This is a genomic window from Sorangium sp. So ce124 (assembly GCF_051525235.1).
In the GTDB taxonomy this organism is placed as follows: domain Bacteria; phylum Myxococcota_A; class Polyangia; order Polyangiales; family Polyangiaceae; genus Sorangium; species Sorangium atrum.
In genome coordinates, this window is sequence record NZ_CP150312.1 from 13,710,008 (window position 1) to 13,723,541 (window position 13,534).

10 protein-coding genes are annotated in these 13,534 nt (G+C 73.7%); 8 read left to right on the plus strand and 2 right to left on the minus strand.

Annotation, left to right across the window (positions count from 1 at the left end):
• Positions 1-29: 29 nt before the first annotated feature.
• Positions 30-1,472 carry an aldehyde dehydrogenase family protein gene (locus WMF19_RS51430; RefSeq protein WP_437897054.1) on the minus strand — a complete coding sequence of 481 codons (1,443 nt, stop codon included), beginning with the start codon at positions 1,470-1,472 and terminating at the stop codon, positions 30-32.
• An 81-nt stretch (positions 1,473-1,553) separates the two neighbouring features.
• Here WMF19_RS51430 and WMF19_RS51435 point away from each other — a divergent pair, with 81 nt between their 5' ends.
• The 7 genes from WMF19_RS51435 (at position 1,554) to WMF19_RS51465 (ending at position 10,837) form a co-directional block, all read left to right on the plus strand.
• A complete protein-coding gene (locus WMF19_RS51435; RefSeq protein ID WP_437897055.1) occupies positions 1,554-2,975 on the plus strand; it encodes an aminotransferase class III-fold pyridoxal phosphate-dependent enzyme in 1,422 nt (473 codons plus the stop codon).
• Positions 2,972-3,961 carry a hypothetical protein gene (locus WMF19_RS51440; protein WP_437897056.1) on the plus strand — a complete coding sequence of 330 codons (990 nt, stop codon included), beginning with the start codon at positions 2,972-2,974 and terminating at the stop codon, positions 3,959-3,961. Before WMF19_RS51435 ends, WMF19_RS51440 begins: the two co-directional genes overlap by 4 nt.
• A 186-nt stretch (positions 3,962-4,147) precedes the next feature.
• On the plus strand, positions 4,148-5,017 hold the full coding sequence (locus WMF19_RS51445) for a formate dehydrogenase accessory sulfurtransferase FdhD (RefSeq protein WP_437897057.1): 870 nt from the start codon (positions 4,148-4,150) through the stop codon (positions 5,015-5,017).
• Positions 5,014-7,338, plus strand: a complete 2,325-nt coding sequence (locus WMF19_RS51450; protein ID WP_437897058.1) for an FdhF/YdeP family oxidoreductase — start codon at positions 5,014-5,016, stop codon at positions 7,336-7,338. The genes WMF19_RS51445 and WMF19_RS51450 overlap by 4 nt, the downstream gene beginning before the upstream one ends.
• Before the next feature lie 34 nt (positions 7,339-7,372).
• On the plus strand, positions 7,373-8,779 hold the full coding sequence (locus WMF19_RS51455; protein ID WP_437897059.1) for an aminotransferase class III-fold pyridoxal phosphate-dependent enzyme: 1,407 nt from the start codon (positions 7,373-7,375) through the stop codon (positions 8,777-8,779).
• Positions 8,776-9,744 (plus strand): histone deacetylase family protein, encoded by a 969-nt coding sequence (locus tag WMF19_RS51460; protein WP_437897060.1) that lies wholly within the window; start codon positions 8,776-8,778, stop codon positions 9,742-9,744. Before WMF19_RS51455 ends, WMF19_RS51460 begins: the two co-directional genes overlap by 4 nt.
• Before the next feature lie 43 nt (positions 9,745-9,787).
• Positions 9,788-10,837: a GAF domain-containing protein gene (locus WMF19_RS51465; protein WP_437897061.1), complete on the plus strand. Its 1,050-nt coding sequence runs from the start codon at positions 9,788-9,790 to the stop codon at positions 10,835-10,837.
• Between the two features lie 20 nt (positions 10,838-10,857).
• Here WMF19_RS51465 and WMF19_RS51470 read toward each other — a convergent pair whose 3' ends face one another.
• Entirely contained in the window at positions 10,858-12,090 is a 1,233-nt protein-coding gene (locus WMF19_RS51470; protein ID WP_272096906.1) for a hypothetical protein, read from the minus strand.
• 56 nt (positions 12,091-12,146) lie between these two features.
• Here WMF19_RS51470 and WMF19_RS51475 point away from each other — a divergent pair, with 56 nt between their 5' ends.
• Positions 12,147-13,499 (plus strand): NAD(P)/FAD-dependent oxidoreductase, encoded by a 1,353-nt coding sequence (locus WMF19_RS51475; protein WP_437897062.1) that lies wholly within the window; start codon positions 12,147-12,149, stop codon positions 13,497-13,499.
• Positions 13,500-13,534: the final 35 nt, after the last annotated feature.

A 13,534-nucleotide genomic window follows, 5' to 3' on the forward strand; every position in this document is an offset into this window, starting at 1 on the left:
CGATGCGTCCCCGAGCGGGTGAGCCCCGTTTAGCTAAGAGAGACCCAGACGGACTTCAGCTGCGTTAGCTCGTCGAGCACCGCGCGGCCGTTCTCCCGCCCGAAGCCGGACTGCTTGTATCCGCCATACGGGCTCGCCGCGTCGAAGCGGTTGTACGTGTTGATCCAGACCGTGCCTGCCGAGAGGCGCGCGGCCAGCGCGTGCGCCTTGCCGACGTCGCGCGTCCAGATGCCCGCCGCGAGGCCGAACTCGGTCGCGTTCGCGATGCGCGCAGCCTCCTCCACGTCGTCGAAGGGGAGGACCGCCAGCACGGGGCCGAAGATCTCCTCGCGGGCGAGGCTCATCGACGGGGAGACCGCCGAGAACACCGTCGGCTCGACGAAGAACCCCGGGCCCTCGCAGCGCCCGCCGGTCTCGCGGCGCGCCCCCTCGGCCGCGCCACGGTCGATGTAGCCGAGCACCTTCGTGAAGTGCGCCTCCGAGACGAGGGGGCCCATCTGCGTCGACGGATCGAGCGGATCGCCAGGGACCAGCCGGCGCGCGCCGCTCGTGACCACCTCCAGCACGCGGTCGTGCACCGACCGCTCCACGAGGAGCCGGCTCCCCGCCGTGCAGAGCTCGCCCTGGTTGTAGAAGATGGCCGTCACCGCCGCCTTCGCGGCGCTCTCCACGTCCGCGTCCGCGAAGACGATGTTGGGGCTCTTGCCGCCCAGCTCCAGCGACAGCTTCTTCAGCGTGCCCGCCGCCGCGCGCATGATCGTCCTGCCCGTCTCCGTGCCGCCCGTGAACGAGATCTTCGCGACGCCCGGGTGCTCGACGAGCGCAGCCCCCGCCTCCTCGCCGTGCCCCGTGACGACGTTGACGACCCCCGGCGGCACCCCCGCCTCCGCGAGGAGGCGCGCCAGCTCCAGCGTCGTGAGGCTCGCCTCCTCCGGCGGCTTGACGACCACCACATTGCCCACCGCGAGCGCGGGCGCCACCTTCCGCGCCGCGAGCAGGAGCGGGAAGTTCCAGGGGATGATCGCGCCGATGACGCCGAGCGGCTCGCGCACGGTGTAGTTCAGGAACGGACCCCGGACCGGGATCGTCTCGCCGCCGAGCTTCGTCGCCCACCCGGAGAAGTAGAAGAACGTGTCCGCCGTGCGCGGCACGTCGATCGTCCGCGCGGCCGTGATCGGCTTGCCCGTGTCGAGCGCCTCGAGCCGCGCCAGCTCCTCGCAGCGCGCGAGGATCAGCTCCCCCGCCTTCCACAGGATGCGCGCGCGCTCGTTGGGATCCATCGCCGCCCAGCGCGGAAACGCCGCGCGCGCGGACGCCACGGCCGCGTCCACGTCCTCGCGGCGGCCGCGGGCGAGCCGCGCGAGCGCCCCGCCCGTCGCGGGGTTCGCGGTCTCGAACGTCTCGCCGGAGAGCGCCTCCCTCTCGGCGTTGTCGATCCAAAGCCTCTTCACCGTCTCGCGCGTGTCACCCATGCCCCCGTCGTAAACCCGCGCACCAGGGGGCGGCAAGCGGCGATGACACCCGCCCCGGTGTGCGGGATACTCGCGCTGCCTATGGATTTCTCCGATCGCCCCACGCTCCCGTCCGTCCCTCCGCGAAGAGTCGTCACCGAGCTGCCCGGGCCGAAGGCGCGGGCCTGGATGGCGCGCGGCGGCTTCGACATGCAGTCAAGGTATCGCGCTGTCGTGATGGACGACGTGGCGAGCCGCGGGTGCTCGCTCGTCGACGTGGACGGCAACGTGTTCCTGGACCTGTTCGCGAACTTCGCGCTCGGGGCGCTCGGCTACAACCACCCCGCGCTGGTCGAGGCGGCGCACCGCGAGGGCTTCATCCGCGCCGTCGCGAACCCGACGTCGACGCCGTTCGTGACGACGCCGGCCTGGTTCGAGTTCGTGGAGGCGCTCGAGCAGCGGTTCGCGCCGCGCGGCATGGCGCGCGTCTTCTGCGTGGACGCGGGGGGCGAGGGCGTCGAGTCCGCGATCAAGGCGGCGTTCATCCGGCACGGCGAGCGCCGGCGGGAGGCCGCCGGGATGCCGAGGAACCCGCTCGATCTGCCGGAGGATCTGCAGAAGAGCATCCTCGACAACGCGGGCACCGACGCGGTGGTCGTGTCGTTCGCCGGCGCGTTCCACGGCCGGGGCCTCGGGCCGATGTCCGCCACGCACTCGAAGGTGATCCACAAGGCCGACCTGCCCGCGTTCCCCTGGCCGACGGCGCCCTTCCCCGCGAGCCGCTTCCCGCTGGCGCGCTTCGCCGACGAGAACGACCGCGCCGAGGCGGAGGCCCTCGCCGCGCTCGAGCGGATCCTCGACGCGCACGACGGCCGGGTGGCCGCCGTGATCGTCGAGCCCGTGCAGTCCGAGGGGGGCGACCGGCACGCGAGCCCGGCCTTCTTCCGGCGCGCGCAGGAGCTCGCCGGGAAGGCGGGGGCGGCGCTCATCCTGGACGAGGTGCAGACCGGGATGGGGATCACCGGCACGCTGTGGGCGCACGAGCAGCTCGATCTGCCGCGCCCGCCCGATCTCATGTGCTTCGGGAAGAAGATGCAGATGGGCGGGTTCTTCGCGACGTCGGCGTACGACGTCGCGCAGTTCGGGCGCATGTACCAGACGCGCAACGGCGACCGCGCGCGGTCCGCGATCGCGCTGGCGACGCTCCGCGCGATCGAGTCCGAGGACCTGCTCGGCAACGTGCGCGCCACGGGCCGCCATTTCCTCTCGCGGCTCGAGGAGCTCTGCGAGCGCTACCCCGCGCTCGCGAGCGAGCCGCGCGGCCGCGGCTTCCTGCTCGCGTTCGACCTGCCGACGACCGCGGCGCGCGACGATTTCCTCGCGCGCGCGCTCCGCCGCGGGGTGTTCGCGAGCTACACGGGGACGCGCTCGGTGCGGCTGCGGCCGCACCTCATCACGACGGTCTCGGACGTCGACGAGGCGATCGGCGTCTTCGACGCGGTGCTGCGCGAGATGGCCGGATGATCGTCGATCCGCGCGACGTCTGCCCGGGGGAGGGGCCGGAGAAGGTCGCGCGGGCGCTCGCGCAGTTCTCCGTGGACGAGGCGCAGGACGGCGCGGCGTTCGACGAGGGCTACCGGGCGCTCGACGCGGTCTTCGGGCCGAAGGGCGAGCTCGAGCGCCGCGAGGTGCTCTGGGCGTGGCTCACCGGGGCGCACACGGACGCGGGGGCGCCGATCTCCGCGACGTACCACCTGCTGCTCGCGCGCGACGCGGAGGGGCACCTCGCCGGCGTGCGCGATTGCTACGTCACGCTGGACCGCGCGGCGCGGCGCTGCGTGGCGCTCCTGTCGCACGCGCTCGTCCTGCCGGCCTTCCGCCGCACCGGGCTCGCCGCCCTGCTGCGCGCGGCGCCCGTCGGGCTCGCGCGCCGCGCGATCGAGAGCGCGGGGCTCGCAGGGGGCGAGGGGGCCGGCGGCGACGGCGCGGAGGTGATGCTCGCGGCCGAGATGGAGGCCGTCGATCCGGACGACCGCGACACGGTGGTGCGGCTCATCGCGTACGGGCGCGCTGGGTTCGCGATCGTCCCGCCAGACGTGCTCCCGTACGCGCAGCCGGATTTTCGCGACATCGCGGCGCTGGGTGTCACGCCGGTGCCGCTGCCGCTGCTCGCGGTGGTGCGCCAGGTCGGCGAGGAGGAGCGCGACGAGATCCCGCGCGGCCGGGCCGAGTCGTTCCTGCGCCATTACCAGGCCGTCCACGCGCGCGAGGTGAGCCAGGGCGAGCTCGCGCCGATCCGCGAGAACGCGCTCGCGCGCCTGGCGGCGTTCCCGGGCGAGCGCGTGCCCCTGATCCGCATCCCGCGGGGGCCGGCGGAGGTCGCTGGGTTCGCGCCGGTGCTCCGGAGCGCGGTGATGCCGCTGTTCCCGCCGGCGTGGCGCGGCAAGGCGCCGCTCGACGTACCCGAGCGGGAGCTCGAGCGGCTCTGCGCGGCGTGGTCCTCGGGATAGCCGGGGCCAGGAGTCCCTGGGGCTCCGCGACCCGTCGCAGGCTTCGGATGTTCGGCGGAGATCCCTGCGAGGGCTCCGCCCGGGGCGCGTCGGAGCGCGGTCCGCGGCGGCCAGGCGGGCAGCTCCACGCGAATCCTGCTCGGCGGGTCGCCGCGGGCTACGATGGAGAGCGCCGGACACGCCGCCATGCCGTCAAGCACCACCACCGTTTCGATCCGCAGGATCACGGACGAGGCCGCCTCGGACGCCGAAGATCTGCTCGCCGTCGAGGAGCCGCTCGAGATCGTCGTCGTCGCGCGCGCCCCCGGGGACGCGCGCCGCGCCGAGCGTCGCCTCGGCATCACGATGCGCACGCCCGGCAACGACCGCGAGCTCGCGGTCGGCCTCCTGTTCGCCGAGGGGGTCATCTCCCGCGCGGCCGACGTGGTCGCCGTCGAGGAGGCTCTCGGCCCCTCGGGCGACCTCGTGCGCGTCACGCTCGGCGATGACGTGGCCGTCGATCTCGGGCGCACCGAGCGCGCCCTCGCGGTCGCGAGCGCGAGCTGCGGCGTCTGCGGCAAGGCATCGATCGACGTCGCGGCCCTCGCGCCGCCCTCTCCGCTCGCGCGGGGCGTCCCCCGGCTCGCGCCGGGCGTCGTGCACGGGCTCGCCGCGCGTCTCCGCGGCGCGCAGCCGGTGTTCGGGCGGACCGGGGGGCTGCACGCGGCGGCCCTCTTCGACGTGAGCGGCGCGCTCGCCGACCTTCGCGAGGACGTCGGGCGCCACAACGCCGTCGACAAGCTGATCGGCGCCGCGCTGCTCGCAGGGCGGCTGCCCGACCCGGGCGCGGTGCTCATGGTCAGCGGGCGCGCCGGGTTCGAGCTCGTGCAGAAGGCGCTCCGGGCCTCGATCCCGGTGATGGTCGCCGTCGGGGCGCCCTCGAGCTTGGCCGCCGAGCTCGCAGCGGCGCACGGGATGACGCTCGTCGGCTTCGCGCGCGACGGGCGATTCAACGTGTACGCGGGCCGGGAGCGCATCGAGGTCCCGGTCGCGGTCCCGGCGGAGGTCGCGTCGTGACGGCCCGCGACGTGCCGCGCGACGTGCAGGCGGAGCCGCCTCTGGAGCCCGAGGCGCCCAGCATCGGCGAGCGCAGCGCGGCGGCCGGCGGGCTCCCGGCGGTCGGCGCGACGCTCCGGCACGCGGTCGGCGAGATGGGGGTCGCGCGCGCCGTGCGCACGCTCCTCCGCGTGAACCAGGGCGAGGGCTTCGACTGCCCCGGCTGCGCGTGGCCCGAGCCCGAGGAGAAGCGCTCGATCGCGGAGTTCTGCGAGAACGGCGCCAAGGCGGTCGCCGAGGAGGCGACGCTCCGCCGGGTCACGCCCGAGTTCTTCCGGGAGCACAGCGTCGAGGCGCTCTCGCGGCAGTCGGACCACTGGCTCGGCAAGCAGGGGCGGCTCGTCCACCCGATGCTGCTCGACGAGGGCGCGTCGCATTACCGCCCGGTGTCGTGGGACGAGGCGCTCGACGTCGTCGCCTCGTCGCTGCGCGCCCTCGGCTCGCCGGACGAGGCCCTCTTCTACACGTCGGGGCGCACGAGCAACGAGGCGGCGTTCCTCTACCAGCTGTTCGTGCGCGAGCTCGGGACGAACAACCTGCCCGACTGCTCGAACATGTGCCACGAGTCGAGCGGCGTCGGCCTGCGCGAGGCCATCGGCGTGGGCAAAGGGACCGTATCCCTCCACGATTTCGAGCTGGCCGACGCGATCTTCGTCGTCGGGCAGAACCCGGGGACGAACCACCCGCGCATGCTCTCGGCGCTGCGCGAGGCGCGGCTGCGAGGGTGCGAGATCGTGACGGTGAACCCGCTCCCCGAGGCCGGCAACGAGCGCTTCCAGCACCCGCAGCACCCGCTCGATCTCGTCGGCTCCGGCGTGCCGCTCTCGACGCTCTTCCTCCAGGTGCGCATCAACGGCGACGTCGCGCTCTTCACCGGGATCATCAAGGAGATGCTCGAAGAGGAGGAGCGGAGGCCGGGCGCCGTGCTCGATCGCGCGTTCATCGCGGGCCACACCCACGGCTTCGAGGCGTTCGCGGGCGCCGTGCGCGGCGCGCCCTGGGACGACATCGTCGCGCAGAGCGGGGTCCCGCGCGACCGGATCCGGGCGGCGGCCGAGATCGCGATGCGCTCCGAGCGCACGATCGCGTGCTGGGCCATGGGCCTCACGCAGCACCAGAACGGCGTGGCCAACGTGCAGCAGGTGATGAGCTTCCTGCTCCTTCGCGGCAACATCGGGCGGCCCGGCGCGGGCGCGTGCCCGGTGCGCGGGCACAGCAACGTGCAGGGCGACCGGACGATGGGCATCTGGGAGCGCCCGCCCGCGGAGCTCCTCGATCGGATCGAGCAGAACTTCGGCTTCGCCCCGCCGCGCCGCCACGGGCTCGACACCGTCGCCGCGATCGCGGCGATGGCCGAGGGGCGCGCCCGCGTCTTCTTCGCGCTCGGCGGCAACTTCCTCTCGGCCACGCCGGACACGGCCCTGACCGCCCGCGCCCTCGCGCGGTGCGACCTCACCGCGCACGTCTCGACCAAGCTGAACCGGGCCCACCTCGTGACGGGCAGGCGCGCGCTCATCCTGCCTTGCCTGGGCCGCACCGAGCGCGACGTGCAGGCTGGAGGCCCGCAGTTCGTGACCGTCGAGAACTCGATGGGCGTCGTCTCGAGCTCGCGCGGCGGCCTCCCGCCGGCCTCGGAGCTGCTGCGGAGCGAGGTGGCCATCGTGGCGGGCCTCGCGCGCGCGACGCTCGGCGCGCGCTCGCGCGTGCCCTGGGAGGAGCTCACCGCCGATTACGACAGGATCCGCGATCTCATCGAGCGCACCATCGACGGGTTCGACGATTTCAACGCGCGCGTCCGGGACCCGCGCGGCTTCGCCCTGCCGAACGCGGCGGCGCGGCGCGAGTTCCGCACGGCGACGGGCAAGGCGAACTTCGTGATCCACCCGCTCCCGCGGCACGATCTCGAGCCGGGCGAGCTCCTGATGATGACGATCCGCAGCCACGATCAGTACAACACGACCATCTACGGCCTCGACGACCGCTACCGCGGCGTCCGGGGCGGGCGCCGCGTCGTGTTCATGAACGCCGACGACGCGGCCGAGCGCGGTCTCGCCCAGGGGGACCTCGTCGACGTCACGAGCCGCTTCTCCGACGGGGAGCGCGTCGCGCGCGCGTTCCGCGTCGTGCTGTACACGATCCCCCGCGGCAACGTCGCGGCCTACTTCCCCGAGGCGAACGTGCTCGTGCCGCTCGGCAGCATCGCCGAGAAGAGCCACACGCCCGCGTCGAAATCGATCGTGGTGCGCGTCGAGCCGGCCGCCGCGGCCGACGGATCTGCGTGACGCTCCGCCGCTGCCGTTGCATTGGAGTCCGACCATGAACGCCCAGACCCACTCCCCTCCGCCCATCCCCGGCGAGCCCGAGCGCGCCTCGATGCGCACCGCCATCCCGGGGCCTGCGTCCGAGGCGCTCCGCGCCCGCCACCATCGCTACCAGGACGCGCGCCCGATCCACTTCTATCAGGACGCGCGCAAGAGCCTGGGCAACTACATGGTCGACGTGGACGGCAACGTCCTGCTCGACGTGTACGGGCACATCGCCGCCGTGCCCATCGGCTACAACCACCCGGACCTGCTCGCCGCGTGGCGCGACGGCCGCTTCGACTGGTGCGCGGGCTACCGCTCCGCGCTCGGCGTCGCGCCCGCGCCCGAGTGGGTCGACCTCGTCGAGAAGACGCTGATGCGCGTCGCGCCGAAGGGGCACACGCGCGTCTTCACGTTCACGACCGGCGCGGAGGCGGTCGAGAACGCGCTCAAGGCCGCGTTCATCCGGCTCGCCCGGCGCCGGCGCGGCGGCGCGCAGCCGAGCGACGGCGACCTCGCCGCGGCCATGCTCAACCGGCAGCCCGGCGTGAACGCCTTCAAGGTGCTCTCCTTCGAGGGCGGCTTCCACGGCCGCAGCATGGGCGCCCTCTCGGCGACGCGGAGCAAGCCGATCCACAAGCTCGACATCCCCGCGTTCGACTGGCCCGTCGCGCCGTTCCCCGCGAGCCATTTCCCCCTCGCCGCGCACGCCGAGCAGAACCGCGCCGCCGAGGCGCGCTCGCTCGAGGCGGTCGAGGCGGCGCTCGACGCGCACCCGGACGAGGTCGCCGCGGTCATCGTCGAGCCGATCCAGGGCGAGGGCGGCGACCGCCACGCGAGCCCGGCCTTCTTCCAGGCGCTCCGCCGCCTCACCGCGGAGCGCGGCGTCGCGCTCATCATCGACGAGGTGCAGACCTGCGGCGGCGGGACCGGCGCGCTCTGGGCGCACGAGGCGTGGGACCTGCCCGAGCCGCCGGACATGGTCACGTTCTCCAAGAAGATGCAGCTCGGCGGCTTCTACTGCCGCGAGGAGCTCGCGCCGATCGAGCCGCTGCGCGTCTTCAACACCTGGCTCGGCGACCCGCTCCGCGGCGCGCAGCTCGAGGTGATCCTCGAGGTCATCGAGCGCGACCGGCTCCTCGAGAACACGCGGGCGACCGGCGAGCGCCTGGTCGCCGGCCTCGAGGACCTCTGCCGGCGCTACCCCGGGGTGCTCTCGGGCGCCCGGGGCAGCGGCACCTTCGCCGCTGTCGACTTCCCCCACGCCGCCCGCCGCGACGCGGCGCTCACCGCGCTCCGCAACCGCGGCCTCGAGGTGGGCGGCTCGGGCGATCGCACGCTCCGCTTCCGGCCGGCGCTGATCTTCGCCTCGCGCCACGTCGGCGAGGCGCTCGACCACCTCGAGTCGGTCTGCAAGTGACCTCTGACGCCGCCGCCTCGCCCCCGATCCGGGTGTTCCACACGCCGCGCTACTTCGCGGACATCGGCGAGCACGTCATGCCGATGCGCAAGTTCGCCCTCGTGCGCGAGGCGATCGAGCGGAGCGGCCTGCCCGCGCGCGTCGAGGAGCCCGAGGCGGCCTGTGACGAGGACCTCCTGCGCGTCCACGCGCCCGCGTACGTCCAGGCGATCGCGACCGGCGAGCCCCGGGCGCTGGCCGAGTCGCAGAAGTTCCCGTGGTCGCCGGCGCTGGCCGGGGCGGTGCGCTTCACGAACGGCGGCTGCGTCGCCGCCGCCGCCGCGGCCCTCGAGGACGGCGTCGCGGGCAACCTCGCGAGCGGCTTCCACCACGCGCACGAGGGCCACGGCGAGGGCTTCTGCACCTTCAACGGCCTCGTCGTCGCGCTGGAGCGCGCGCGCGCCGAGGGGCGCATCCGCCGCGGCTTGGTGGTCGACATGGACCTCCACTACGGCAACGGCACCGCCTCGCTGCTCGCGTCGCGCCCCTGGGCGTTCCAGCTCTCCATCTACGGCAGCTGGTACAAGCAGAACCGGGCATACCGCGACGTCGAGGGCGAGCGCGCCCCGGACACGGAGAACTGCTGGTCCGTCCCGGTCCCGGGCGGGAGCGGCGGCGCCGCCTACCTCGAGATCCTGGAGCGGCACCTCGGCCCGGCGATCGACCGCGCCGCGCCCGACCTGATCCTGTACCAGGCCGGCGCGGACCCGTTCCGCGAGGACCCGTACTCGCCGCTCGACCTGACGCACGACGATCTCTACGCGCGCGACGAGATCGTGTTCCGGGCCGCGCGCGAGCGAGGCGTTCCGATCGCGTGGGTGCTCGCGGGTGGGTACACGCCCGACGTGAGCCGGGTGGTCGAGGTGCACCTCCGCACCTTCATCGCGGCGGCGCGGGCGAGGGGAGCGGCGGCGCGCCCGGGGTGACCTCGGCCGACCTGCGCCCCGCCAGGCAGGGTAGCATCGCGCGATGGCCGACCTGAACGACCCCGCCCGCCTGGCCGAGCTGCGCGGCGCCGTGCTGCGCGCCGACGCGGACGCCATCCTCGACGCCTGCGTGGTGCGGGCCGCCAAGCTGGCCCGGTCGCCGATCGCCGTGGTCAGCCTGCTCGTGCGCCATGTCCAGCTCCTGCGCGCGCAATACGGGCTCCCCCTCGAGCTCGCCGTGAGCTGCGCGACGTCGAGGAGCAACTCGTTCTGCCAGCTCGTCGTGCTCGACGAGGTGCCGCTCATCGTCGACGACGCGCTGCGCGACGAGCGCGTCCCGAAGGAGCTCGTCGAGAGCTACGGCATCCGCGCGTACGCGGGCGTGCCGGTGCGCGCGCACGGGCACGTGCTCGGGGCGCTCTGCGTGCTCGACGTCGTCCCGCGCCGCTTCGACCAGCGGATCGTCGGCGCCCTCGAGCAGCTCGCCATCGACGTCTCCGGCCGGCTCTCCGCGCTCGCGCTGGGCGACGCCCCGCTGGCCAGCGCCGACGTGCAGGAGCGCCTCGTCCGCGTCGAGCAGGCCACGCGCGCGCTGGAGCGCGCGCTCCTCGCCCTCTCGCCCGTCATCGCCGCGGCGCAGGCGGCGACGGCGGGGCCGCGGGTCGACGCGGCGCGCGGGATCGACGCGTCGCACGCGTCGCGCGCGGCGCACGTCACGCCGGCCAGCCTGCGCGCGGCCGTGTCGTGCTGGCGCGACATGGGCCCCGTCGCGGACGAGCTCTGCGAGGAGGCCGCGGCCATCGCGGGCGCCTCGCCCTGCGAGGCGGCGTCCGGGCTCGCCACGGAGGCCCGGGCGCTCGCGCGGAACCTCGCCGAGATCGGCCCGCTCGTCCGGCTCGCCGAGGGCGTGCTCGACGGGACGCTGGGAGAAGCCGCCGCGGCCAAGGGGCGGGCGCTCGTGCTTCGCGGCGCGCTCGACGCCCACGAGGCCGCCTCCGCGGCGGTGCAAAAGCTCCGCGCGGGCGCCCTGCGCGCGCGGGCCGCGACGGCCGGCCCCGGGAGCGGCGCCGCCGCTCCGCCCGGGGCGGCGTGATCAGCGCGGCGCCGTGGTGATCACCGCGGCGGCAGGGTCGACGCCGGCGCCGGCACCTCGCGGGTGATCTCGCCCGGGTCGGCCCCGTCCGGGATCGGCTCCGAGCCCGGCGAGAGCGGCGTGCCCTCCCAGGTCGCTGTCTTGTCCCGGCTCCCGTAGACGAACGGCGGACGGGTCTCCAGCTCCCGGGCGATGTGGGCGAGCTCCTCGTCGAGGTGGCGCGGGTTCGCGAGCAGCTTCTCGCGGATGCCGCTGTTCAGGTAGCCGCGGACGTCGGGGCTGTCCGGGTAGTACTTCGTGAACACGTTGTGCCGGAAGAGCGGCTTCAACCGGTGCAGGTCCCTGGGCCCGGTCGGCAGCGGCAAGAGCTCGACGAAGCTCTTCCGCTTCGCCCGCTCCTCCAGCCGGTCGAGGACGAGCTGGAGGCTGTTCTCGAGCAGGTGCGGCGCGCAGTGATCCGCGAAGTCGTCGTACAGGAGCCGCATGAGCGCCCTCGCCTCGTCGATCGGCAGCTGCGCCTGCCGCTCGCGGCCCATGCGCCGCACGAGGACCATGAAGGGAGACGGCTGGTTGCCGGTCGCGCGGATCACGTCGGGATCGCGGAAGTCGGGCTGTCGGTAGGGGAAGTGGCGCGGGTTGATCGCGTCGAACCCGCCGCGGCCGTAGAACAGGATGCGCTGCCACGACAGGCGCTCTTCCGGCGTGAAGTACTCGACCTCGGCCGCGAGATCGACGTTCATCCCGAAGTACTTGCCCGGGGCCGAGGGCGCGGGGAGCGTGATCTTCCCCATCGCGTGGAGGTCGGTGAGGTACTGCATGGCGAGCTCGACCGGCGAGATGCGCAGCCAGTACGACAGCACCGTCCCGCGCGCCTCGGGGAGCATGAAGATATGAGCGAGGTAGATGACGCAGAGGTCCGGCGCGTACGCTGGATTGATGAGCACGGTGCCGTCGCGTACGCCGCGCACCTTTCCGTCCGCGTCTCGCGCCACGAGCAGGAAGTAGCGCATGTACGTGCCCGACGGCTCGGGCGTGAACGGGTCGTCGCGGAGGAACGCCTCGATCGCCTCCCTGCGCTCCATCTCTCCGTGAGGACCGAAGCAGTCCCAGAGGATCTGATACGCCGCGTCGAAGTCCGGGTCGGAAGGATCCTCGATGGACCAGATCTGGTATTTGCGGGTTTCGCGCTCGATCATCTCCACCACGTCCTGGTGGAAGAGATCCTTCATGCAGAGCCGGACACGTCGCTTCAAGCAGGGCTCCCGGGGTTCATGGTGCCAGAGGCGCATTCCTCTGATAGGTGATCATCGTGGCTCGCGCAGCGCTCGTCGACACCCGCTCGCACATCGATTCCGCGCGCTCCGTGTGGAGCGAGGCGGGCCCGGTCTATGAGCCCGTCCCTCCGCTGCGCGCGGACGCGGCGGCCGACGTGGCCATCATCGGAGGAGGGTTCACCGGGATCTCCACCGCATATCATCTAATCCGCCGATTTCCGAGCCTCCGCATCATGATCCTCGAGGCGCGTCACCTCGCGAACGGCGCGAGCGGGCGCAACGGGGGAATGATGCTGAACTGGATTAACGGGGTGAGCTCTCGCGATCCGGAGCTCACGCGCCGCGTGTACGAGACGACGCGCGCGGGGATCGACGGCATCGTCGGGATGATCCAGGAGCACGACCTCCCGGTGCGCCACCGCCGCGACGGATGCATGGAGGTGCTCACCGACGCGCGCCGGGCCGAGGCGGCGCACGCTCGGGTGGAGCAGCTGGCCAGCTGGGGCATTTCGCTACAGTACCTGGACAGCGCGGCGCTCTCGAAGCGGCTCGGGGTCCGGGGCGCGGCCGGGGCCGTGCTGGACGCGACCGAGGGGCAGCTCAACGGGGTCGACCTGCTGCGCGGCCTGCGCCCGCTGCTGCTCGCGTGGGGGGTCGCCGTCCACGAAGACACGCCGGTGCTCGGGATCCGGGAGGGGCGCACGATCGAGCTGACCACGCCGGGGGGCGTCGTCCGAGCCGCGGCCATCGTGCTCGCCACCAACGGCTACACGCCGCGCCTCGGCTACTTCAAGAGCGGCGTCTTCCCGCTGCACTCGCACGTGATAGCGACCGAGCCGCTCGACGCCGAGGCGCGCGCCGCGCTCGGCTGGGGGCAGGTCGCCGGCTTCAGCGACGACCGCGACCGGATCGCGTACGCCAGCATGACGCCCGCCGGTGAGCTGGTGTTCGGCGGGGGCAGCAACGCGGCGTACGCCTACCTCTACGGGAACAAGACCTCCTACCCGGGCACCCCCGACTCGGCCGGGCCGGCGTTCGAGGCCATCCGGCGCCGGCTCACCGGCTATTTCCCTGCGGCCGAGCGGCTGCGGATCGCGCACCGCTGGACGGGCACCCTCGGCATCACGATGAGCCGGCTCTGCAGCATGGGGGTGCGCGGCGAGCACCGGAACGTGTACTACGCCCTCGGCTACAGCGGCCACGGCGTGACGCTCGCCAACCTCGCGGGCCGCGTGCTCTGCGACATCTACGCGGGCGACGACGCGCAGTGGCGGGATCTGCCGTTCTACATGGCCCCCCTCCGGGGCGTCCCGCCCGAGCCGCTCCGCTGGCTCGGCTATCACGCGTACACCAAGCTGACGGGGCGCTCGCCGCGCAAGGCGGGCTAGAGCGGCTAGCGCGGGGGCCCGCCGAGCGGGCTTGC

What these genes read in the sequence shown, in the direction of transcription:
- WMF19_RS51430 (WP_437897054.1), bottom strand. Translation starts at nt 1,472, where the DNA reads ATGGGTGACACGCGCGAGACGGTGAAGAGGCTTTGGATCGACAACGCC.
- WMF19_RS51435 (WP_437897055.1), top strand. Translation starts at nt 1,554, where the DNA reads ATGGATTTCTCCGATCGCCCCACGCTCCCGTCCGTCCCTCCGCGAAGA.
- WMF19_RS51440 (WP_437897056.1), top strand. Translation starts at nt 2,972, where the DNA reads ATGATCGTCGATCCGCGCGACGTCTGCCCGGGGGAGGGGCCGGAGAAG.
- WMF19_RS51445 (WP_437897057.1), top strand. Translation starts at nt 4,148, where the DNA reads ATGCCGTCAAGCACCACCACCGTTTCGATCCGCAGGATCACGGACGAG.
- WMF19_RS51455 (WP_437897059.1), top strand. Translation starts at nt 7,373, where the DNA reads ATGAACGCCCAGACCCACTCCCCTCCGCCCATCCCCGGCGAGCCCGAG.
- WMF19_RS51465 (WP_437897061.1), top strand. Translation starts at nt 9,788, where the DNA reads ATGGCCGACCTGAACGACCCCGCCCGCCTGGCCGAGCTGCGCGGCGCC.